Source organism: Paraburkholderia sp. HP33-1, from assembly GCF_021390595.1.
In the GTDB taxonomy this organism is placed as follows: Bacteria; Pseudomonadota; Gammaproteobacteria; order Burkholderiales; family Burkholderiaceae; genus Paraburkholderia.
This window is the reverse complement of record NZ_JAJEJR010000001.1, coordinates 3,062,178-3,083,890: the sequence shown is the minus strand read 5'-3', so window position 1 is coordinate 3,083,890 and position 21,713 is coordinate 3,062,178. Positions and strand designations below refer to the sequence as shown.

At 64.4% G+C, this 21,713-nt stretch carries 22 protein-coding genes; 9 read left to right on the top strand and 13 right to left on the bottom strand.

What is annotated here, in order from left to right; genetic code table 11:
- Nucleotides 1-349: 349 nt before the first annotated feature.
- Nucleotides 350-559 carry a DUF1059 domain-containing protein gene (locus tag L0U81_RS14135; protein WP_233803620.1) on the top strand — a complete coding sequence of 70 codons (210 nt, stop codon included), beginning with the start codon at nucleotides 350-352 and terminating at the stop codon, nucleotides 557-559.
- A 134-nt stretch (nucleotides 560-693) separates the two neighbouring features.
- Here the strand turns inward: L0U81_RS14135 and L0U81_RS14130 are convergent, their stop codons facing one another.
- The gene (locus L0U81_RS14130; protein WP_008918698.1) at nucleotides 694-1,014 is read right to left on the bottom strand and encodes a hypothetical protein; all 321 of its coding nucleotides are present in this window, start codon (nucleotides 1,012-1,014) and stop codon (nucleotides 694-696) included.
- A gap of 387 nt (nucleotides 1,015-1,401) precedes the next feature.
- Here L0U81_RS14130 and L0U81_RS14125 point away from each other — a divergent pair, with 387 nt between their 5' ends.
- Entirely contained in the window at nucleotides 1,402-2,244 is an 843-nt protein-coding gene (locus L0U81_RS14125; protein WP_233803618.1) for a class I SAM-dependent methyltransferase, read from the top strand.
- 8 nt (nucleotides 2,245-2,252) lie between these two features.
- On the opposite strand, the gene L0U81_RS14120 is transcribed toward L0U81_RS14125, so the two are convergent.
- Both L0U81_RS14120 and L0U81_RS14115 read right to left on the bottom strand, forming a co-directional pair.
- Nucleotides 2,253-2,807: a DUF1415 domain-containing protein gene (locus tag L0U81_RS14120; RefSeq protein ID WP_233803616.1), complete on the bottom strand. Its 555-nt coding sequence runs from the start codon at nucleotides 2,805-2,807 to the stop codon at nucleotides 2,253-2,255.
- A gap of 58 nt (nucleotides 2,808-2,865) precedes the next feature.
- Entirely contained in the window at nucleotides 2,866-3,507 is a 642-nt protein-coding gene (locus tag L0U81_RS14115) for a TetR/AcrR family transcriptional regulator (RefSeq protein WP_233803614.1), read from the bottom strand.
- Nucleotides 3,508-3,660: 153 nt separating this feature from the next.
- Here L0U81_RS14115 and L0U81_RS14110 point away from each other — a divergent pair, with 153 nt between their 5' ends.
- Complete coding sequence (locus L0U81_RS14110; RefSeq protein WP_233803613.1) at nucleotides 3,661-4,944, top strand: MFS transporter; 1,284 nt, start codon at nucleotides 3,661-3,663, stop codon at nucleotides 4,942-4,944.
- 193 nt (nucleotides 4,945-5,137) lie between these two features.
- Nucleotides 5,138-5,731: a nitroreductase family protein gene (locus tag L0U81_RS14105; protein WP_233803612.1), complete on the top strand. Its 594-nt coding sequence runs from the start codon at nucleotides 5,138-5,140 to the stop codon at nucleotides 5,729-5,731.
- 103 nt (nucleotides 5,732-5,834) lie between these two features.
- Here L0U81_RS14105 and L0U81_RS14100 read toward each other — a convergent pair whose 3' ends face one another.
- Complete coding sequence (locus L0U81_RS14100) at nucleotides 5,835-7,328, bottom strand: MFS transporter (protein ID WP_233803610.1); 1,494 nt, start codon at nucleotides 7,326-7,328, stop codon at nucleotides 5,835-5,837.
- Nucleotides 7,329-7,518: 190 nt separating this feature from the next.
- Between L0U81_RS14100 and L0U81_RS14095 the strand changes: the two genes are divergently transcribed.
- Entirely contained in the window at nucleotides 7,519-8,769 is a 1,251-nt protein-coding gene (locus tag L0U81_RS14095) for an Hsp70 family protein (protein WP_233803608.1), read from the top strand.
- A gap of 136 nt (nucleotides 8,770-8,905) precedes the next feature.
- Here the strand turns inward: L0U81_RS14095 and L0U81_RS14090 are convergent, their stop codons facing one another.
- Nucleotides 8,906-9,109 carry a cold-shock protein gene (locus tag L0U81_RS14090; RefSeq protein ID WP_013090665.1) on the bottom strand — a complete coding sequence of 68 codons (204 nt, stop codon included), beginning with the start codon at nucleotides 9,107-9,109 and terminating at the stop codon, nucleotides 8,906-8,908.
- Nucleotides 9,110-9,539: 430 nt separating this feature from the next.
- Here L0U81_RS14090 and L0U81_RS14085 point away from each other — a divergent pair, with 430 nt between their 5' ends.
- Nucleotides 9,540-11,135: an APC family permease gene (locus L0U81_RS14085; protein WP_233803605.1), complete on the top strand. Its 1,596-nt coding sequence runs from the start codon at nucleotides 9,540-9,542 to the stop codon at nucleotides 11,133-11,135.
- 114 nt (nucleotides 11,136-11,249) lie between these two features.
- On the opposite strand, the gene L0U81_RS14080 is transcribed toward L0U81_RS14085, so the two are convergent.
- The 7 genes from L0U81_RS14080 to L0U81_RS14050 all read right to left on the bottom strand — a co-directional run bounded on the left by L0U81_RS14080 (nucleotide 11,250) and on the right by L0U81_RS14050 (nucleotide 17,413).
- Entirely contained in the window at nucleotides 11,250-12,035 is a 786-nt protein-coding gene (locus L0U81_RS14080; protein WP_233803603.1) for a DODA-type extradiol aromatic ring-opening family dioxygenase, read from the bottom strand.
- 133 nt (nucleotides 12,036-12,168) lie between these two features.
- Nucleotides 12,169-12,768, bottom strand: a complete 600-nt coding sequence (locus L0U81_RS14075; RefSeq protein ID WP_326489830.1) for a UbiX family flavin prenyltransferase — start codon at nucleotides 12,766-12,768, stop codon at nucleotides 12,169-12,171.
- Nucleotides 12,769-12,811: 43 nt separating this feature from the next.
- Nucleotides 12,812-13,123, bottom strand: coding sequence for a Grx4 family monothiol glutaredoxin (gene grxD / locus L0U81_RS14070; RefSeq protein ID WP_085489140.1), 312 nt, complete (start codon nucleotides 13,121-13,123; stop codon nucleotides 12,812-12,814).
- A 112-nt stretch (nucleotides 13,124-13,235) separates the two neighbouring features.
- On the bottom strand, nucleotides 13,236-14,123 hold the full coding sequence (gene prmC / locus L0U81_RS14065; protein WP_233803598.1) for a peptide chain release factor N(5)-glutamine methyltransferase: 888 nt from the start codon (nucleotides 14,121-14,123) through the stop codon (nucleotides 13,236-13,238).
- 10 nt (nucleotides 14,124-14,133) lie between these two features.
- Complete coding sequence (gene prfA / locus L0U81_RS14060) at nucleotides 14,134-15,216, bottom strand: peptide chain release factor 1 (protein ID WP_233803596.1); 1,083 nt, start codon at nucleotides 15,214-15,216, stop codon at nucleotides 14,134-14,136.
- Between the two features lie 120 nt (nucleotides 15,217-15,336).
- On the bottom strand, nucleotides 15,337-16,623 hold the full coding sequence (gene hemA / locus L0U81_RS14055) for a glutamyl-tRNA reductase (RefSeq protein WP_233803594.1): 1,287 nt from the start codon (nucleotides 16,621-16,623) through the stop codon (nucleotides 15,337-15,339).
- Nucleotides 16,624-16,702: 79 nt separating this feature from the next.
- The gene (locus L0U81_RS14050) at nucleotides 16,703-17,413 is read right to left on the bottom strand and encodes a response regulator transcription factor (RefSeq protein ID WP_233803592.1); all 711 of its coding nucleotides are present in this window, start codon (nucleotides 17,411-17,413) and stop codon (nucleotides 16,703-16,705) included.
- Between the two features lie 228 nt (nucleotides 17,414-17,641).
- Here L0U81_RS14050 and L0U81_RS14045 point away from each other — a divergent pair, with 228 nt between their 5' ends.
- From L0U81_RS14045 to L0U81_RS14035, 3 genes are read left to right on the top strand one after another with little or no spacing between them, the layout of a single operon-like run.
- Nucleotides 17,642-17,908, top strand: a complete 267-nt coding sequence (locus L0U81_RS14045) for a hypothetical protein (RefSeq protein WP_233804335.1) — start codon at nucleotides 17,642-17,644, stop codon at nucleotides 17,906-17,908.
- Nucleotides 17,909-17,926: 18 nt separating this feature from the next.
- Complete coding sequence (locus L0U81_RS14040) at nucleotides 17,927-19,741, top strand: aminopeptidase P family protein (RefSeq protein WP_233803590.1); 1,815 nt, start codon at nucleotides 17,927-17,929, stop codon at nucleotides 19,739-19,741.
- A 31-nt stretch (nucleotides 19,742-19,772) separates the two neighbouring features.
- Nucleotides 19,773-20,396, top strand: a complete 624-nt coding sequence (locus L0U81_RS14035; RefSeq protein ID WP_233803589.1) for an HAD family hydrolase — start codon at nucleotides 19,773-19,775, stop codon at nucleotides 20,394-20,396.
- 8 nt (nucleotides 20,397-20,404) lie between these two features.
- Here the strand turns inward: L0U81_RS14035 and L0U81_RS14030 are convergent, their stop codons facing one another.
- Nucleotides 20,405-21,529: a DUF748 domain-containing protein gene (locus tag L0U81_RS14030; RefSeq protein WP_233803587.1), complete on the bottom strand. Its 1,125-nt coding sequence runs from the start codon at nucleotides 21,527-21,529 to the stop codon at nucleotides 20,405-20,407.
- Nucleotides 21,530-21,713 lie beyond the last annotated feature (184 nt).

The following is a 21,713-nucleotide window of genomic DNA, read 5'->3' as shown; positions in this document are numbered from 1 at the left end:
GCGCGCGGTGCGCGGCAAACGGCGCCGAACGAACGCTGTCCTGCGCAGGCAGACCGGCGGGAATCCGGCCACGCGGCGGGCCTGAGCGTTCCAGGCCGGAGAATACTGGATTCAGTCTTTCTTCCGACCGCTGTGCATCGCGTTCACCGCTTGGCTCGCGCGGCACGCGACCTATACTTTTCAAACACCTTCCATCAGGCGCCGTTCGCGTCGTTCTCCGCGTCAAGCTCCAATCATGTCACTGCCGACGCAGCCGCTGCGGCGCGCCTCACTGCCGCGCGCCGGCAGCCGACGCGCATCGCGTCTTAAATCGGTGGAAGGGTCGATCGTCAGAATCAAGGAGGTTGCCATGGCCCGCAAATATATCGACTGTCGCGAGTTTCCGAGCGAAATGAACTGCACTGTCGCGCTGTCCGCCGACAGCGAGGGCGAACTGCTCGAAGCCGCGGTCCAGCATGCCGTCAGCGTTCACAAGCATGCGGATTCGCCGGAGCTGCGCGCGCAGCTGAAGACGCTATTTCATGAGGGAACGCCGCCCGTCGAGGCGCCGCGCGCGTGAGACAACCGTGGAGGGGGAGTATGGAAGCCTGCGTCGCGAGCGGCATCGAGCCGCCCGCGCGCAGTCGTGTTGCAGCAGTCTTGCCGTGCACGAGAGACGCTATACCTGGCCATCCTAACCAACGTGGCGACGCGCTAACCCGGATAGGCCTCATCGACCTTCAGCCCGGCGAGCTTGAAGATCACCCGCAGCGTCTGCGGCTTGATGTCGCGTCGCGACGCGAGCGTCGTCATGACGAAGTCGAGCACTTTGGCGTACTTGAGCATCGTCAGGCAGGTTTCGAGGTCGACGCTGCCGTCGCGCATGACCTCGGCGAGCCGCAGCATTTCCGTGGAGATGTCGCGCGCCATCTCCAGCTCGAGTTGCTGCTTCTCCGACCACGCCGGCGCGGCGGTGAGCTTCGCCAGCATTTCCTGGAACTTCTGTTCGACATTTCCGTTGGGTACCGTATCCATTGCCGCCTCTTCTCTGATCGTCCGAGCGCGCGACCGGTTGTCGAGCCGGCGCTGCTGGTTACGTAATGTTCGGCCCGTGTTCCGGGGCCGCTCTCCCCCCAATCCATCCGGTTCGCGTGCCCGGCACCAGGGCCGGGCAGCCTCCTGTTTTCAGCGTCGCGGCTCGCACCCGCAGGCTGAGCCGGCGCTAAAGCTATTTTTGGCCTTCCCCGAGACGCTTCTGCACATCGTCGTTCGCGCAGGAAATGTTTCAGTTGAGCGCATGTCTCACGTGATCCGCGCGGCGTCCTCGCTGGGACTGCTGCACTTTGGGTAAACTGGCAGCATCTTTTCTCCTTTTCCGTCATCTGTCGCACGTTCGCGCGGCAATTGATGGCGGCCTACACGATGTCCGGCAAAACCCACGAAATCCGCCCCAACCAGTCTGTCGAACTGCTGAAGGAACTCCACATCCTCACGCGTGACGGCAAGATGAATCAGGACAGCCGTCGCAAGCTGAAGCAGGTCTACCATCTGTTCCAGTTCATCGAGCCGCTGCTCAAGGACCTGAAGGACCAGCAGGGATCGCTCACGCTCGTCGATCATGGCGCCGGCAAGTCATACCTCGGTTTTATTCTGTATGACCTGTTTTTCAAGGAGTTTCAGGACGCCGCTGGTGGGGCTTCCCACATTTTCGGCATTGAAACGCGCGAAGAGCTGGTGACGAAGTCCGAAGAGCTGGCAGCGCGGCTCGGCTTCAAGGGGATGTCGTTTCTGAATCTGTCGGTGGCCGAGTCGATCACGTCGACGCGCCTGCCCGCCGAAATCGACATCGTGACCGCGTTGCACGCGTGCAATACCGCGACCGACGACGCGATCCGCTTCGCGCTCGAAAAGCACGCGAAGTACATCGTCGTCGTACCCTGCTGTCAGGCCGAGGTGGCCGGCGTGCTGCGGCAGAACAAAGGCAGGTCGCTGAAGAACGCGCTGACGGAAATCTGGCGGCATCCGCTGCATACGCGCGAATTCGGCAGCCAGATCACCAACGTGTTGCGCTGCCTGCAACTCGAAGCGCATGGCTATCAGGTCAGCGTGACCGAGCTGGTCGGCTGGGAACACTCGATGAAAAACGAGCTGATCATCGCGCAATACAAGGATCTGCCGCGGCGCCGGCCGGCCGAGCGGCTCGGCGAAGTGCTGGAAACGCTCGGGCTCGATGCGCTGAAAGAGCGGTTTTTCGTGCCGGCCTGAGGCGCGGTCTAGCGCTTCATCAGCGCATCCCAGCCCGCGAGGCCGATGCGCCGCAGCGTTTCCTGATTGCGCTCGTAAATCTCTTCCGCATCGGGGAAGGCCTGCACGGCCCGCTCGATGCTGTCCTCGCGCAGCAGATGCAGGATCGGATAGGGCGCCCGGTTCGTGTAGTTTTCGATATCGTCGGGCGCGCTGCCTTCGAACTGGTAATGCGGATGAAAGCTCGCGATCTGAATGACGCCTTCAAGCTTCAGCTGCTGGATCAGCCGGTCGGCGAAGAACAGGCAGTCATTGAAGTCGAGAAAGTCGCTGAACGCGCGCGGCAGGATCAGCAGCGTCGTGTCGATGTCGGCGGGGTCGGCCGCGACGAGCGTCTGCAGCTCGGCTTCCAGATCGGTTAGGACCGCTTCGAGACTGTCCGCTTCGCTGACCGCGTAGCGAATCTGACCCTTCACATGCACGGCCTTCGCGAACGGGCACAGGTTCAGGCCGATCACGGCCTCCGTCAGCCAGTGACGGGTCGCGGCGATGACGGCATCGTGGGATTCTGCGGGCAACGGCATGGCGGATGGACGCGGCGGAAAAAAACGTAATTTTAATGGACCCGGCTGACGGACTGGCTCAGCGAGCCCGAGTCTCCCCGCAAGCGGCTGCAATCAACTGAGCGGCGACCTTCGGCGCGGCGAGGATCGGCCCGCAGCCCGGCCCGTAAGTCTGGCTCGCCGCATATACGCCCTCGATGAGCAGACCGAGCCCGTCGGAGAGCGCTTGCGGATCGTCGGCGCCGGCCGCTGTCGTGAGTTCGAGCAGGCGTGCCATCAGGTGCCGCTTGTTGCGAAACACGAACTGTCGCGCTGGGTGCGCGGTATCCGAAAACTCCACCGACACGTTCATGAACGCGCAGCCGCGGTAATCGTCGACCGAGGCGCGCACCGCGAGGTCGTCGAAATACTGCTGAAGTTGCTTCGCCGGCTCGCCTGGATGCTTCGCGAGACTCTTCTCGACGTAGCCGAAGAACTGCTCGTCCTTCTGCTCCAGGTACGCCATGACCAGTTCGTCCTTCGACGAAAACTGCCGGTACAGGCTCATCTTGTTCACGCCCGCGCGCTCGACCACCGCGTCGACGCCGACGCAGCGCACGCCTTCGCTGTAAAACAGCTCGCTAGCCGCGCGCAGTAGATGTTGCTGCGCCTGCGGCCCGGCGGTTTGCACGCCGCGCGCGCGCCGGGCACGAGCGGGCTTGAGAGTTTCGCTGCCGGACATGGAAAGTCACCCGAATGGAATTGACGCCTTGACATGTTACCGATCGGTAACTAAGATCGCAACACCATTGTGACCGATCAGTCACAAGTCCTTTACCGAAGCCGTAACAAAGCGAACGACGCCGCCACCCTCGCCGCGTCGATGGGAGAACCGATGAACTGGGCTGCGCGACTGATAGGCGGACGTTTCCACTACGGCTGGTTGACCGTTGCCGTCGTGTTCCTGGTGCTACTCGCGGCGGCGGGTACGCGGGCGACGCCGAGCGTGATGATGGTGCCGCTCGAGCACCAATTCGGCTGGAGCCGCGCGACCATTTCGCTCGCGATCTCCGTGAACATTGCGCTGTACGGGTTGATGGGGCCGTTCGCGGCTGCCGCGATGCAGCGCTTCGGTGTACGTCCGACGCTGCTCACCGCGCTCGGCACGATGGCCGCGGGCGTCGCGCTGTCGTCGCTGATGACGCATCCGTGGCAGATGGTGCTGATCTGGGGCGTGATGGTCGGCGGCTCGACCGGGGTCGCGGCGCTGTCGTTGTCGGCGACCGTCGTCACGCGCTGGTTCACGACGCGCCGCGGTCTCGTGATGGGCATCCTGACCGCCAGTTCGGCGACCGGTCAGCTGGTGTTCCTGCCGCTGCTCGCGGCCATCGCCGAGCATTACGGCTGGCGCCAGGTCGTGTGGGTCGTCGCGCTCGCGGCCGCCGTGGTGATTCCGCTCGTCGCGTTCCTGCTGCCGGAGCATCCGGCCAGCATGCGGTTGCGCCCGTACGGCGAACCGCATGACGCGCCCATCACCACGACCGTGACGAAGCAGAATCCGTTGGCAATCGCGTTCGGCACGCTTGCGTCGGCGAGCAAAACGCGCGACTTCTGGCTGCTGTTCTTTAGCTTCTTTATCTGCGGTGCGAGCACCAATGGCTATGTCGGCACCCATCTGATCGCGATGTGCGGCGACTACGGGATGACCGAAGTGCAGGGCGCCTCGCTGCTCGCGGCGATGGGCGTGTTCGACCTGTTCGGCACGACGCTGTCGGGCTGGCTGTCGGACCGCTTCAATAGCCGCGTGCTGCTGTTCTGGTACTACGGGCTGCGCGGACTGTCGCTGATGTATTTGCCGCACGCGTTCGGCATCGACTTCTTCGGGCTACCGCTGTTCGCGGTGTTCTACGGTCTCGACTGGATCGCCACCGTGCCGCCGACTGTGCGGCTTGCTACCGACGTCTACGGCAAGGAATCCGCGCCGGTCGTGTTCGGCTGGGTGGTGGCGGGCCACCAGCTCGGCGCGGCGTTTGCGGCGCTCGGCGCGGGCATGCTGCGCGCGAGCCTTGGCACTTACACGGTGGCGTCGATGATTTCCGGCGGCTTGTGCCTCATCGCGGCGGTGATCGTGCTGCGCATCAACCGCCCGGCCAAGGCGCCGATGCCACAGGCAATCTGAAGCGCCCTCACGATCCGCGCAGATTCGCCATCGCCGAAGCGACGACGCACGGCCCCACAACGGGGCCGTGTGGTTTTTCGTAGTCAGCGCGCGTAGCGTCGCGCTGCGAGTTGGAGCGCGCGCCGAAAGCCCGTTATCCTATGTGGCCCCGGGCAGCCGCCCGGCGATCATGAATTTCTACCGAGAGAAGCGCATGGCCAACAAACCCGCCTCAACTGAAGTTGCCATTCACGAGCTGATCGCAGGCCGCTGGAGCCCCCGCGCGTATTCGACCGAGCCGGTGAGCCGCGACCAGTTGCGCGCCGTGCTCGAAGCGGCTCGCTGGGCGCCGTCTTCGTATAACGCGCAACCCTGGCGTTTTGTGGTGTTCGATCGCAACGTCGACGAACCCGCGTTCAAAAAGGCTTTCGCCACACTGGTGCCGTTCAACCAGGGCTGGAATGCGCCCGCGCAGGTGCTGATCGCGGTGACCGCGCACACCCTGACCAACAAGGGCGACGTGAACCGCTGCGCGTTTTACGACGCGGGCGCGGCGGCGATGTCGCTGGTGCTGCAGGCGCACGCGCTTGGCCTCGCCGCGCATCAGATGAGCGGCTTCGACGTGAACGCGTTCCGCGCCACCTTCGAATTGCCGAAGGACGTCGAGCCGATCGCGATGATCTCGCTCGGCCACTACGGTGATGTCGATAAACTGGACCCGGTTCTGCGTGAGCGCGAGAAGGCGCCGCGTCAGCGCGCGGCGCTCGCGGACATCGCGTACGGCGGCGGCTGGAAGAAGGCGTTCTGAGCGGCGGATTCGCGGCGCTTGCCGCCTGATTTGGCGCAAAGCGAACCAGGCAGTCAACGGGCAACAAAGCAGTCAGGCACGCGCGGCACGGTCCGCGCGTTTTTCATGGTGCGCCGTCAACGCCGTTCCCCCCGTCCGCGACGCTCGACAGCGGCGTCGCCACATGTTCGAGCGATTTGCGCTCCGCGTCGACACCCCAGATCGCCGCGACGAGCGCCGCCGCGAGCATCAACGCCGACCCGACCAGATAGCCCGAAAACACCTCGCTGCGTTGATGCGTGTCGATCAGCCGGCCGAAAAACGCCGGCCCGATGATGCCGCCGAGCGCGGTGCCGAACGCATAGAAAACCGCGATCGCGAGTGCGCGGATTTCGAGCGGAAACGATTCGCTCACGGTCAGATAGGCGGAGCTCGCGGCTGCCGACGCGAAGAAGAAAATCACCATCCAGGCGACCGTCTGCATGACGACGGTGAGCAGTTGCTGCTCGAACAGATAGCCGGACAGCGTCAGCAGGATCGCCGACATCGCGTAGGTCGAGGCGATCATCTTGCGTCGACCGATCACGTCGAACAGCCGGCCGAGCACGAGCGGTCCGAGGAAATTGCCGAGCGCGAAAGGCAGCAGGTACCAGCCGATGTCGTCGCCCGGCACGTGATAAAAGTCGGTCAGGACGAGCGCGTAGGTGAAAAAGATCGCGTTGTAGAAAAACGCCTGCGCGGTCATCAGCGTCAGGCCGACCAGCGCGCGGCGCCGGTGCACGTCGAACAGCACATGGAACACCTCGCGCAACGGCGTATGGTCGCGCGCGCGCAGGCGCAGGCGCGTGAGGGCGTCGTCGGCGAGCGAGTGACCGTCGTGGCGAAAACGTGTCTCGATCCTCTCGACGATCGTGCGCGCGTCGCGCTCGTCGCCGTGCGTAAGTAGCCAGCGGGGGCTTTCGGGCACCCACATGCGCATCGGCAGAATCGCGAGCGCGAGCACCGCGCCGATGAAAAAGCACGCGCGCCAGCCCCAGTCGGCCGGTAGCAGATGCGGATCGAGCAGCACCAGCGAGCCCGCGGCGCCGAGCCCCGCGCCGATCCAGAACGTGCCGTTGATGCCAAGGTCGGTCCAGCCGCGTACGCGCGCCGGCGTAAATTCCTGGATCGTCGAGTTGATCGCCGTGTATTCACCGCCAATACCCGCGCCGGTCAGGAAGCGAAACACCATGAAGCTCATCAGACTCCACGACAGCGCGGTCGCGGCAGTTGCGGCCAGATAGACGGCCAGCGTGATGAAAAACAGCTTGCGGCGGCCGAGACGGTCGGTCAGCCAGCCGAAACCGAGCGCGCCGAGCACCGCGCCGGCAATGTATGCGCTGCCCGCGAGACCGACGTCGGCATTCGAGAAGCGCAGCGCCGGGCTCGTTTTCAGCGCGCTTGCGACCGCGCCGGCCAGCGTCACTTCGAGCCCATCGAGCAGCCACGTCACGCCGAGCGCGACCACGATCAGCGTATGGAAGCGGCCCCAAGGCAGGCGGTCCAGCCGCGAAGGCAGATCAGTTTCGATCAGCGTGGCGTGGCGGTTATCGATGGCGGCGGCGGGCGGCAGGCTCATGACGCGGAGTCTCCTCGACGGCGAAAATGGGGCGGCATATCCGGATCAACTCAGCAATATCCGTACCGCGCCATGATTTTCAAACGATGTCGCGGCCATCCCGACAGCTTCAGTTGATGCCGCCGGAGTTTTCGTGATACAAAGCCGCTCCCCTTTCTGTGCGCGCCAGCCGTGAGCGGCGATTCCTGCCATGAACTATTGCGCGATTGACTTCGGTACTTCCAATTCGGCTGTCGCGGTCCCGGACGGTGCGCAGCTGAAGCTGGCGCCGGTCGAGGGCACGTACACGACGCTGCCCACCGCGGTATTCTTCAATACCGACGAAAACACCAGCGAATTCGGGCGAGCGGCGCTCGCGGCCTACATCGACGGCTTCGACGGCCGGCTGATGCGCTCGATGAAAAGCATTCTCGGCTCACCGCTTGCCGAGAATACGACCGATCTCGGCGACGGCAGTGCGATCAAGTACACCGACGTAATCGCGACGTTCCTGACTCACCTGAAGCGCTCGGCCGAGGCGGCTGCGGGCGGCGCGATCGACCGCGCGGTGCTGGGCCGCCCAGTGTTTTTCGTCGACGAGGACCCGCGCGCCGACCAGATGGCGCAGCAACAGCTCGAAGCCGCCGCGCGCGCGGTCGGCTTGCGCGACATCCACTTTCAGTATGAACCGATCGCGGCCGCGTTCGACTACGAATCGCATCTGAGCGCCGAGGGGCTCGTGCTCGTCGCCGACATCGGCGGCGGCACGTCGGACTTCTCGCTTGTGCGCGTGGGGCCGGAACGGATGAAGCGCGTCGAGCGCAAGGACGATGTGCTCGCGCATCATGGCGTGCACGTCGCCGGCACGGACTTCGACCGCCGCGTCGAACTGGTGACGATCCTTCGCGAGCTCGGCTATCAGTCGCTCGATCCGCAGGGGCGTGAAATTCCGAACCGGATTTATTTCGATCTCGCGACCTGGCACCTGATCAACACTGTCTACACGCCGAAGCGCGTCAGCGAACTCGCGCTGATGCGGCACCTTTTCACGGAGACCCGGCACCACGACCGGCTGATGCGCGTAGTCGAGCAGCGGTTCGGGCACGCGCTGGCCGCGCATGCGGAAGAGGCGAAGATCGGGGTAGCGGCGGGCGGCGAGACCGTCATCGATCTCGACGAAGTGGAAGAGGATCTGCGCCTCGCGTTCGACGAAGCGCAACTCGTCAAGGCCGGCGAGGAAGAAACGCGACGTATTGTCCAGGCGGCGCGCGACACGGTGCAGGCGGCGGGTGTCGCGCCGCGCGACGTGGACGCGATCTATTTCACGGGCGGCTCGACGGGCCTCGCGTTTCTTTCGGGCGCGCTGGCCGCGGCGTTTCCGGACGCGCAGGCGGTGTTCGGCGATCGTCTCGCGAGCGTGGCGACCGGTCTCGGTATTCACGCCCGGCGCGTGTTCGGATAATCGCGATTAATCAGCAAATAATCCGCCGCGAATTGCGAAGTCATGCGAATTTAATCGGTGGATTATGGAATTGCCGCCGATAATAAAAAACCCCGCCGAGGCGGGGTTTTTTTGCGTCCAGAAGGAAGCGCGGAGCTTACACCGGCTTGATGTTAGCCGCTTGCTTGCCCTTCGGGCCCGTCTTCACTTCAAACGTGACCTTCTGGTTTTCTTGCAGCGTCTTGAAGCCGTCGACGCGAATTTCCGAGAAATGCGCGAACAGATCTTCACCGCCGCCGTCCGGAGTGATGAAGCCAAAGCCCTTAGCGTCGTTGAACCACTTGACGGTACCGGTTTCCATATTACTTTTTCCTAAAAATGGTGAATAAGGCCGAAGCCCGGGGGTGCATGAAAATCAAGGAAGGGGTAATGGGACCAACCGGAGTACCGTTGATGGGCGACCTACGAAAGAACCACTTCACTCGCCGCTTGAAATCCTGCTCGGACGTTATACGGCGAAATCGGACGAACGTCAACTGTCCGCACGAAACTTTGCCCGACGGACACGAAGATTTCTTACAAAGCTTGCGCATTTGGCAAACTTTATGCCAGGGAGAACCCTTGGTTGGGCGGCGGTTTCACTGCAGTAACACGGTGCAACCGTTAAACTACGCGCCGCGCGTCGGTTGCACCTATTGAGCACACTGGACGCGCTTTCATGCGCGTCACCCGTTCCCACCGCCACAAGCGATGTCACGCGGTGCCGACATGGTTCTGATTTAGGAGAAGACGTGAAAAGTTCTATACAACGGAACATCGGGCCGTTCGCGCTGTTGCTGACTGGCCTCGGCTCGATCATCGGATCGGGCTGGCTGTTCGGGGCGTGGAAGGCCGCAAAGATTGCCGGGCCGGCCGCGATTTGCGCATGGATCATCGGCGCGGTCGTGATTCTTGCGATTGCGCTGACCTACGCTGAACTCGGCGCGATGTTTCCGGAATCCGGCGGGATGGTGCGCTATGCGCGCTACTCGCACGGCGCACTGGTTGGTTTTATCAGCGCGTGGGCCAACTGGATCGCGATCGTGTCGGTGATTCCGATCGAGGCCGAAGCATCGATCCAATACATGAGTACGTGGCCCTATCCCTGGGCGCATGCGCTCTTCGTCGACGGGTCATTGACTACCAACGGCCTGCTGTTGTCCGCAGGGCTCGTGATCATTTACTTCCTGCTCAACTACTGGGGCGTCAAGGTGTTCGCGCGCGCCAACTCGGCGATCACGATCTTCAAGTTCCTGATCCCTGGCGCCACGATCGTCGGCCTGATGATGACCGGCGTCCATACCGAGAACTTTGGTCAGACGACCACGTTCGCGCCGTACGGCTGGTCGTCGGTGCTGACCGCGGTCGCGACAAGCGGCATCGTATTCGCGTTCAACGGTTTCCAGAGCCCGATCAACCTTGCCGGTGAAGCACGCAATCCGGCCAAGAGCGTGCCGTTCGCGGTGATCGGATCGATCCTGCTCGCGCTCGTGATCTACGTGCTGCTACAGATCGCGTATATCGGCGCGGTGAACCCGGCCGACGTGATGAAGGGCTGGAGCCACTTCAGCTTCGCTTCGCCGTTCGCGGAGCTGGCGATCGCGCTGAACCTGAACTGGCTGGCGATCCTGCTGTACGTCGACGCGTTCGTGAGCCCGAGCGGCACCGGAACGACCTATATGGCGACCACGACGCGGATGATCTACGCAATGGAGCGCAACAACACGATGCCGAAGATGTTCGGCCAGGTACATCCGTTCTACGGCGTGCCGCGTCCGGCGATGTGGTTCAACCTGTTCGTGTCGTTCGTCTTTCTGTTCTTTTTCCGAGGCTGGAGCGCGCTCGCGGCGGTGATCTCGGTCGCGACGGTGATCTCGTATCTGACCGGCCCGATCAGCCTGATGGCACTGCGCCGCGCGGCAACCGATCTCGAGCGCCCGCTGCACATCGCCGGCATGAAGGTGATCGCGCCGTTCGCGTTCGTCTGCGCGTCGTTGATCCTGTACTGGGCGAAGTGGCCTCTGACCGGCGAAATCATCCTGCTGATGGTTGTCGCGCTGCCGGTGTACTTCTACTTCCAGGCCAAGCAGGGCTTCGAGGGCTGGGGACGCGATCTGAAGGCAGCGTGGTGGCTGGTCGCGTATTTGCCGATCATGGCGCTCCTGTCGCTGATCGGCAGTAAGGAGTTCGGCGGCCTCGGCATCCTGCCGTACGGCTGGGACATGCTCGTCGTGATCGCCTTCTCGCTGATGTTCTACTACTGGGGCGTCAACAGCGGCTATCGTTCTGAGTATCTCGACGAGCGACTCGTGCATGACGAAGTGCTCGAAGGCATCGGCGCGCACTGAGCGCCGTGCGAGTCTGACGGATCCGCTAAAGGCGGATCCACGTCAAATAAAAAGCCCGCCTGAAGTGATCAGGCGGGCTTTTTTCTTTGGCTTTCTGGCAGGTTCAGGGCTGGATCAAGGGGTACCGAACACATAGTTCGTCATCGCGAGCGAGCGCTGGTAGGTGCCGAGCGACTGAATCGCGAGCGAGTAGTCGTCGTCGGCGGCGCCGAGCGCGGCGAACACCGGCAACAGATGCTCGTCGGTCGGATGCATCAGCACCGCGTGCGGCGCCTGGCGGCGATAATCGAGCAGCGCGTCGATATCGCGCGCGACGAGCTTCTCCTCGAACCAGTTGGTGAATTCGCTCACGCGCGGATCGGCATCTTCGGGGCGCGCGGAGAAATCGGCGGCGCGCAGATTGTGTGTGATCTGGCCGGAGCCGATCACCATCACGCCTTCGTCTTTCAGCGCGCGCAGTGCGCGGCCGACGCGGAAATGATGTGCGGCGTCCTTGTGCGGCTGGATCGACAGTTGCGCGATCGGCACGTCTGCCTGCGGGAACATCAGCAGCATCGGCACCCACGCGCCGTGGTCGAGTCCGTGCGGCTGCACGTCGGCGACGATACCGCTCGCACCGAGCAACGCGGCGGCGCTGCGCGCGACGTCGGGCGCGCCCGGTGCCGGGTATTGGATTTCGTAGAGCTGCCGCGGAAAACCGTAGAAATCGTGGATGGTTTCAGGCGCCGTCGCGATGCTCGCGAGCGGCTGCGCGGTGCCCCAGTGCGCCGACAACATCAGGATGGCCTCAGGGCGCGGCAATTGCGTGCTCAGTGCGCCGAACTCGGCGGACGGCATCGACGGATCGATCGGCAGCGTGGGTGCGCCGTGGGACAGGAAAAGCGACGGTAAGCGGTTCATGACAGCGATGCGGCCGGGCGAACACGGCACGGGAAATTGGGTTACTACCAATATAGGTCCGCACGCCGGTTTGATAAATGGGTCCGGTCGGAATTGATTGTGTCGCGACTGTTGTTAATGGGCGGTGTGGCGTTTATTCCTGCGCGCCGCGCAACCCTTCCCACGCGGGCGACAGCGCCGGCCCCAGCGCAAATAGATCGAGCACGCGCGCGACCGTGTGGTCGACCATCTCGTCGATCGAACCAGGCTGGTTATAAAACGCAGGCAGGGGCGGGAAGATCACGCCGCCCATTTCGGTGACGGCCGTCATATTGCGCAGATGCGCGAGATTGAACGGCGTTTCGCGCACCAGCAGCACGAGGCGGCGACGCTCCTTCAGCGTTACGTCGGCGGCGCGGGTGATCAGGTTATCGGCAAAACCGTGCGCGATGCTCGCGAGCGTTTTCATCGAGCAAGGCGCGACGATCATGCCGTCGGTCGCGAACGACCCGGACGCGATGCTCGCGCCGACGTCGCGCACCGAATGAACGACATCCGCGAGCCGATGCACATCGTCCTTGCCCAACTGGAGTTCGTGCTGGATGTTGAGCCAGCCTGCGCTCGAAATCAGCAGATGGCTCTCGACGCCGCCCAGCCGGCGCAACGTCTCGAGTAGCCGGATGCCGTAGATGGCGCCGGTGGCGCCGGTGATCGCGACGATCAGCCGGCGGGGCGCCGCAGCGTGGGTTTGCAGCATGGCTCGCGGCGCCTGATGAAGCGAACGAAGCGAAGAACGCTCAGGCTGCGGCGAACAGCTGCTGCAGCTCGCCCGATTCGTACATCTCCATCATGATGTCCGAGCCGCCGATGAATTCGCCCTTTACGTACAACTGCGGAATAGTCGGCCAATTCGAGAACACCTTGATGCCCTGACGGATTTCGTCGTCTTCGAGCACGTTCACGGTCTTGATTTCACCGACGCCGCACGCCTTCAGGATCTGGATGGCGCGGCCGGAAAAACCGCACATCGGGAACTGGGCCGTGCCTTTCATGAAGAGAACGACGTTGTTGTCGTCGACGATTTGCTTGATGCGTTGTTGCGTATCCATGACTGACCTTGCGGTTCCGATAGAGGAAGGGAATAGGCTGAAATGATAGCGGATTTCGCTGCGGGCGGCCGCAGCCGCGTCGCGGCAAGGGTTTTAGCCGCGGCGACGGCGCTTATGCCGAGGCGCCACGCAACACGCCTCCGCTGATCCGCTCGATGCCGGCGAGATCGCGTTCCGAGCGGACCTCGGCAAAACCCCGCGCGCTGAGTAACGCACGCACCGCTTCGGCCTGGTCGTAGCCGTGTTCGATCCACAACGCACCGTCGGCGGCAAGTCGCTCGGGCGCGCCGGCGACGATTGCGCGGATCGCGCTCAGGCCGTCGGCTTCGTCGGTGAGCGCGCCGCGTGGCTCGAAGCGCAGATCGCCTTCGCGCAGATGCGGGTCGCCGCTCGCGATATACGGCGGATTGCTGACGATCGCGTCGAAGCGCAGCGCCGCGTCGAGCGAGCCGTACCAGTCGCTGTGCAGGAACGCGACGGTGCCGCCCGGGCGCTTCGCGTCGAGCAGGCGAGCGCCGTTGCGAGCGGCGACCGCGAGAGCGTCGGCCGAGCGGTCGAGCGCCCAGACCTGCGCGTCGGTCCGCATCGACGCGATCGCCACCGCGATTGCGCCGGTTCCGGTGCCGAGATCGAGCACACGCGGACGCGGCCGATGTTCGATCGCCGCAAGCGCGGTCTCGACCAGCAGCTCGGTTTCGGGACGCGGAATCAGCACATGCGGCGTGACCTCGAACTCGAGCCCGAAAAACTCGCGCGCACCGACGAGCTGCGCGACCGGCTCGCCGGCGAGGCGCCGCGCTTCGAGCGCGCGATAACGCTCGATGCGGTCGCGCTCGAGCGGCTCCTCGCCGCGCGTGATTAGCTGCGTGCGCCGCCAGCCGAGCACGTGCGTGAGCAGAATCCGCGCTTCGAGCGGCGGCAGTGGCGACGCGCGCAACAGCGCATCGGCCGTGGTGGGCGAAGCGGAGGGATCGAGCGGGGCTGGGGAGGCGTCGATCATTGCCGGAGCGTCAGTCCGCGTCACCGAGCGAGGCCAGCAGTTCGGCCTGATGCTCGCTGACGAGCGCCGCGATAAGTTCATCGAGATCGCCGTCCATGATCGCGTCGAGGCGATACAGCGTCAGGTTGATGCGGTGATCGGTGAGGCGCCCTTGTGGGAAGTTGTATGTGCGAATGCGCTCCGAGCGGTCGCCCGAGCCGATCAGGTTCTTGCGCGTCGCCGCTTCCTTCGCCTGCTGTTCGTGCGCCTGCTTGTCCTTGATGCGCGCGGCGAGCACCTTCAGCGCGCGGTCCTTGTTCTTGTGCTGCGAGCGGTCGTCCTGACATTCGACGACGATGCCGGTCGGCAAGTGCGTGACGCGCACCGCCGAGTCGGTCTTGTTGATGTGCTGACCGCCCGCGCCCGATGCGCGGAACGTGTCGATCCGCAGATCGGCCGGATTGATCTCGACTTCGCCGATCTCATCCGCTTCCGGCATCACTGCGACCGTGCACGCCGACGTATGGATGCGGCCCTGCGTTTCGGTGGCCGGCACGCGCTGGACACGATGTCCGCCCGACTCGAACTTCAGCTTCGAATACGCGGCGTCGCCGGCGATCCGCACGATCACTTCCCGGTAGCCGCCAAGATCCGATTCGCTCGCCGACATCATCTCGACCTGCCAGCGGTTGCGCTCGGCATAGCGCAGATACATGCGCAGCAGATCGCCCGCGAACAGCGCGGATTCATCGCCGCCGGTGCCCGCGCGGATTTCGAGGAAGATGTTGCGCTCGTCGTTCGGGTCTTTTGGAAGCAGCATTTTCTGCAGCTCGACGCCGAGCGTTTCCATGCGATCACGCGCCGCACGGATTTCCTCTTCGGCGAAATCGCGCATCGATGCGTCGGTGAGGAGCTCCTGCGCGGTGGCCGCGTCGTTCTGCGCCTGGCGCCAAAGCCCGTACTGCTCGACGACCGGGTCGAGCTCCGCGTGTTCGCGAGTGAGCTTGCGGTATTGGTCGAGGTTGGCTGTGATGTCCTCGCGGCTCAACAGGTCGTTCAGTTCGGCCAGCCGGATGGTCAGCTGGTCGAGCTTGCGTTGCATGCTCGTTTTCATCGGGCGGGTAGCGGAGCGGACTCCGGAAAGGATGCGGCCAGGGGAACGGGCTGACGCCCGGGGCGGAAGCACTTCGCGAGCCACAGCGGTGACGCGCGGGGTGCGGCGAGCACTGCGCCGCTAACGCTCGGAGGAGCCGGAGTGTTTATAGAAGCCGCTCATCAGCTCGATCAGCTTGTCGCGGTTGTCGCTGCCCGCGCGATTCAGCGCGTGCGTGGGACCGTGGATCAGCTTGTTGGTGAGCGATTGCGACAGTGCTTCGAGCACCGCGGCCGGGTCGTCGCCGCGCGCGAGCATTTTCTGCGCGCGTTCGACTTCCGAGCGGCGCAGCGCGTCGGCTTGCGTGTGCATGTGGCGGATCACCGGCACGATGCTGCGGGCGTCGAGCCACTGCATGAAGGTCTGCACGCGCGTTTCGATGATCGCTTCGGCCTGCGCGACCGCGGCCTGGCGCGACGCATTGCCTTCCCGGACGATCGTGCCGAGGTCGTCGACGGTGTACAGGAATACGTCTTCGAGCTGGCCGGCTTCAGGTTCAATGTCGCGCGGCACCGCGAGGTCGACCATGAAAATAGGCCGGTGACGGCGCGCCTTCACCGCGCGCTCGACGGCGCCCAGACCGATGATTGGCAACGTGGACGCCGTGCATGACACGATGATGTCGAATTCGTGCATCCGCGCTGGCAACTCGGAGAGCGGAATAGCGTGGCCGTTGAAGCGCTCGGCGAGCCGCGTGCCGCGCTCGGCGGTGCGATTCGCGACGACGAGCTCACGCGGATGCTGTGCGGCGAAATGGGTGGCGCACAGTTCGATCATTTCGCCAGCACCGATGAACAGCACCCGCTGGTTCGCTATCTTGTCGAAAATGCGTTGCGCGAGGCGAACCGCGGCAGCCGCCATCGATACCGACTGCGTGCCGATTTCGGTCGTGCTGCGCACTTCCTTCGCGACGGCGAAGGTGCGCTGGAACAGCTGGTTCAGATAGGTGCCGAGCGCGCCGGCCTCGGACGCGGTACGCACCGCATCCTTCATTTGACCTACGATCTGTGTTTCACCGAGCACCATCGAGTCGAGCCCCGACGCGACGCGGAACGCATGCCGCACCGCTTCGGACTGCGGCAGCGCGTAGAGGTGCGGCGCGAGTTCGTCGATGGGTAAGTGGTGATACCTGGACAGCCACTGGATCGCGGCTTCGCGCGCGGCGAGGTCGTCGGTCGCGCAGTAGAGTTCGGTGCGGTTGCAGGTGGACAGAATTGCCGCTTCGGGCGCATTGGGGGCCATGCGGCCCAGCCAGATGCCTTTGAAGGTGTCCAGTGCGGGCTTGATCTGTTCGAGCGGAAACGCCACGCGTTCGCGCAAGGCGACAGGCGCAGTGTGATGGTTGATTCCGATCGTTAGAAGCTGCATTTGGGGGAGCTATCGTTCAGCCCTATATTATAGCGTTTCCACGATTCTCACATCCTGCACGCCGTATTCCCCGCATGCGTTAGCTCGGGCCTGTCAGGCTCTCCAGCGGAATCGCGTCCAGCTGATAACCGTAACCATAGACTGGCGTCAGCACGTAGCCAAGCTCCGGCCGCAGTTGCAGCTTGCTGCGCACGCGCGACGCGTGGGTGTCGATGGTGCGCGACTTTACGTCGCGGCGGCGCGACCACACGGTTTCGAGAATATGCGCGCGCGACACCGGCCGTGCCAGATTGTTGAACAGCAGCAGCGCAAGGTGGAATTCCTTCGGCGTCAGGGTGACGGTCAGCTCGCGGAAGGTCACGGCGAAATTCGCTGCGTCGAACGTGTAACCGCCGATCACGTCGCGCCGCCGGTTGGCGGGTCGCCGCACTCCCGCGCGGCGCTGCAGCGCCTCGACGCGCGCGAGCATTTCTGGCCCGCGCACCGGCTTGCTCAGGCAATCGTCGGCGCCTGCATGCAGCGCGGCGACAATCTGGCTTTCGCGCGGTGCCGTCATCAGCATCATGACGGGCAGGCCAGGCAAAATGGAGCGGGCACGCGGGATCACGTCTTCGGCGCAATGGTCGCCGGCCCAGCTTTCGGTGATCAGCAAGTCGAAAAATTCGTCGGCGGCGCGCTGCAAGAAGGTGGCGCTGGTGGTGAAGTGCAGACATACATGGCCGCCGGCAAAAATGAGCCGGTCGACCAGTTTGGCGTGTTGCACGTCCGGTTCGATAAGGGCGATGCGCATGGCGCGGCGTCAGCCTGGCAACGGGCGGAGTACAGGCGTTCTCATCAGACTTACAACTTGCCTAAGCACACCCCGACCCCTAAACTCAACCGCTATGCGGAAAGCGCCGTGCTGAACTTCTATAGTTAAGGAGGCAAAAATGCTAGCCTTGGCTGCTTCTTCCGCCTATGAGACGAATCTGAATTTGATTTTGCCGTGTCTCAGATCCCAGTCTGGAGCCCACGCCTGATGGGTTGGCCAGGCATTCTCGCGCTCGGCGTCATGATCGGCCTCGCGGGCTGGTGGTTGCACCCGCTGCGCCGTGCGAGCCGCGCCCGCTGGTGGGCCGCGCTGTTGGCCGGCGTGCTTGGCGCCAGTGTCACGCGCATGGCCGGCAATGTGACAGGTCTCTTCCATGACGGCGACATGCTCGAATGGCCGCTATGTACTGCCGTTGCGCTCGTCGCCGTCGGCGTGACGGTCGGCCTCTTTTCGCGCCGATCAATCCGTCGATGAATCCTTGCAGGTAACTCCATGAACGCCCGACTTCCCGAAACCTCCTCCATTCCCGAGCGCCTCGCGAGCTTGCGCGCCGCGATGGCGCGCGAAGGCATCGCCGCTTACCTCGTGCCGTCGGCGGACCCGCACCTGTCCGAGTATCTGCCCGGGCGCTGGCAAGGTCGCCAGTGGCTGTCTGGCTTCACCGGCTCGGCCGGCACGCTGATCGTCACCGCCGATTTCGCCGGCGTCTGGACCGACAGCCGCTACTGGGAGCAGGCGAGCGCGCAGCTCGCCGGCACCGGAGTCGAGTTGATGAAGATGACCGGCGGTCAGCTGACCACGCCGCATTTCGAATGGCTCGCGCGGAACGTCGCGAGCGGCGGTACGGTCGGTGTGGACGGCGCGGTGCTCGGTGTCGCGGCGGCGCGTGCCTTGAGCGCGGCGCTGAACGCGCGCGGCGTGCAGCTGCGCACCGACGTCGACCTGTTCGACGCGATCTGGGCGCAGCGCCCAACGCTGCCCGCCGACGCCGTCTTCGAGCACGCCGCGCCGCAAGCGGGCGTCGCGCGCGCGGAAAAGCTCGCGCAGGTGCGCCGCGCGATGGCCGACCGAGGCGCGCAGTGGCATTTCATTTCGACGCTCGACGATCTCGCGTGGCTGCTGAACCTGCGCGGCGCCGATGTCAGCTACAACCCGGTGTTCGTCGCGCATGCGCTGATCGGGGTGGATCGCGTGTCGCTCTTTGTCGCAGACGGCAAGGTGTCGCCGGCGCTCGCCGACGTGCTCGCGCGTGACGGCGTCAGCATCGAGCCGTACGCGAAAGCCGCCGACGCGCTCGCCGCGCTGCCGGCCGGCAGCACGCTGCTGATCGATCCGCGCCGCATCACGTACGGCTCGCTGCAGGCGGTGCCGTCGTCGGTCAAGGTGGTTGAGGCGGTCAATCCGTCCACTTTCCTCAAGTCGCGCAAGACCGCCGCCGACGCCGCGCACGTGCGCGAGACGATGGAGCAGGACGGCGCCGCGCTCGCCGAATTTTTCGCGTGGTTCGAAAGCGCGCTGGGCCGCGAGCGCATCACCGAGCTGACGATCGACGAACATCTGACGGCCGCCCGCGCGCGCCGTCCGGGGTTCGTGTCGCTGAGCTTCGCGACGATCGCGGGCTTCAACGCGAACGGCGCGATGCCGCACTATCGCGCGACCGAGGAGTCGCATGCGGTGATCGAGGGCAATGGCTTGCTGCTGATCGATTCGGGTGGCCAGTACCTGAGCGGCACGACCGATATCACGCGCGTCGTCCCGGTCGGCACGCCGAGCGATGAACAGCGGCGCGATTTCACCGTCGTGCTGAAGGGCATGATCGCGCTGTCACGCGCGCAATTCCCGCGCGGCATCCGCTCGCCGATGCTCGACGCGATCGCGCGCGCGCCGATCTGGCAGGCCGGCGCCGACTATGGCCACGGCACCGGTCACGGCGTCGGCTACTTCCTGAACGTGCACGAAGGCCCGCAGGTGATCTCGCACTATGCGCCGGCCGAACCGTGGACCGCAATGGAAGAGGGCATGATCACGTCGAACGAGCCGGGTCTGTATCGGCCGGGCAAGTGGGGCGTGCGCATCGAAAACCTCGTGCTGAACGTGGCCGCGGAAAAAACCGAATTCGGCGATTTTCTGAAGTTCGAAACGCTGACACTGTGCCCGATCGACACGCGCTGCATCGAGCTGTCGCTGCTGCGCGACGACGAGCGCGCGTGGCTCAACGCGTATCACGAGACGGTGCGCACGCGGCTCGCGTCGCATGTGTCGGGCGACGCGAAGGCGTGGCTCGAGCTGCGCACGCAACCGATCTGAGCGCAGCGACGACCTTCCAAACGGAGCGGGCATGGCAATCAAGGCAGTGGTGTTCGATTTCGGCGGCGTGCTGATCGACTGGAGTCCCGAGTACCTGTACCGCGAGCTGATTCCCGACGAAGCCGAGCGCCGCTGGTTCCTCACGCACGTGTGCTCGATGGACTGGGTGATCCGCCAGGACGGCGGCCAGCCGATCGTCGAAGCCACCGACGAGCTGATCGCGCGGTTTCCCGATCACGAACCGCTGATCCGGGCGTTCTACGATCGTTGGCACGAGATGGTGGCGGGCGTGCTCGATGACGGCGTCGCGCTGATGGAAAAGCTCGAAGCGGCCGACGTGCCGCTCTTCGGGCTCACCAACTGGTCGGCCGAGACTTTCCCGTACGCGTGGGAGCACTATCCCGTGCTGCGGCGGTTTCGCGACATCGTCGTGTCGGGGCGCGTCAAGCTCGTGAAGCCCGATCCGGCGATCTTCGCGGAAATGCGCCGGCGCGTCGAATTGCAAATGCCCGGCGTTGAGCCGGCCGAACTCGTCTTCATCGACGACAACGCGAAGAACGCCGAAGCCGCGACGGCGCTCGGCTGGCACGGCGTGCATCATACGAGCGCCGCGCAAACGGCAGCGAAGCTGCGCGAGTTGGGCTTGCCGGTTTGAGCTGACCGCTACTGTCCCAACAGATTCTTCAACGCGTTGCCGAGACCCTTGACGGTCTCGCCCGCGCCCTTCGCGACGCCTTCGACGCTAACCCCCAACGCCTTTGCAAACCCCTCGCCGATGCGCGCGAGAATCCCTTCGCGCACTGAGAACTTCGGATCGCGCAGATCGCCATCCAGAACGAAATGCAGCGCAATGTCGCCGTTATGTGTCTTCAGCGCGGCGACGGCGGCGCGGGTCGGAATCGACATAAACGTTTCGAGTGGATTGTCCGTTTCGGCGAGCTGGAGATCGTGGACCATCACGGTGCCGGGCGCATGCAGGTGATAGTCGCGCACCGTCGATTCGATGCTCAGATCGACGGTGCCCCCCGTCACCTGCGCTCGCGTGCCGGCCTTCTTCAGCAGATAGGGATCGAGTATCGCGACATCCACGCCTTGCAGCGTGGTCGTCGTCTGTGAATCGAGGCTGGCGATTTTGATCCAGCCGTCGAATGTGATCGTGCCCGTATGCGCCGGCCCCTTCAGCGAGCCGCGGGCGCTGATGTTGGTCCGCTCGGTGAGCGACGGAAGATGCAGATTGTCGACCGTCGCGTTGACGTTACTCACCGTCACCTTGAACGGCGGCGGCCCGACGGTCATGTCGTAGAAGTGGAAGTTGCCCTGCTCGAAGCGGATATGGTCGACCTGTTCTTCGCGCGGGGTCGGCGCCGCCGTGCCGGCGCCACCCTGCTGATCGCCGCGGTTCATCGTTTCGCGCAGGTTCGGCAGCAGATTCAGCGAGCCGTCCTTCGTGCGCAGCACGGCCATGTCGAAGCCGCGCACGACGACTTCGCGGATATGCAAGCGCCGCGCGATCAGATCGCGCACGTCGGGGGTGATCGTGATTTCGTCGGCGCGTAGCGGTTCGCCCGCCGGCCAGCCGGGCGGCGCTTTCAGCAGAACGTGGGTGAGGTGAACCGAGGTGAGGCCGACGTCGATGCTGTCGGCGCTGCCGAGCGGGCCGAGCACCGCGTTCACGCGATTCTTGACTTCCTGTTGTGCGAATTGCATCGCGCCGATCGCGATCAGAATCAGCGCCAATAGCGTTGCGCCCACGACGGCGATCCAGCGCCTGCCCCTCGACATCGCCATGCTTGTCTCCTGTCGACCCGAGTTGGCGCTTCAGCGCTTACTCGGGTCCCATGCAAGGCCGTCACCGCTTCGTGCGGCGTTGTGTTGACCGTCGGTCGCGTGCGCGGGATTTTCACGCGCCGGCCCACCATGTGATGGCTAGCAACGCGCGTGCCCCGCGACCCGTCCGGCATTGCACCAGACG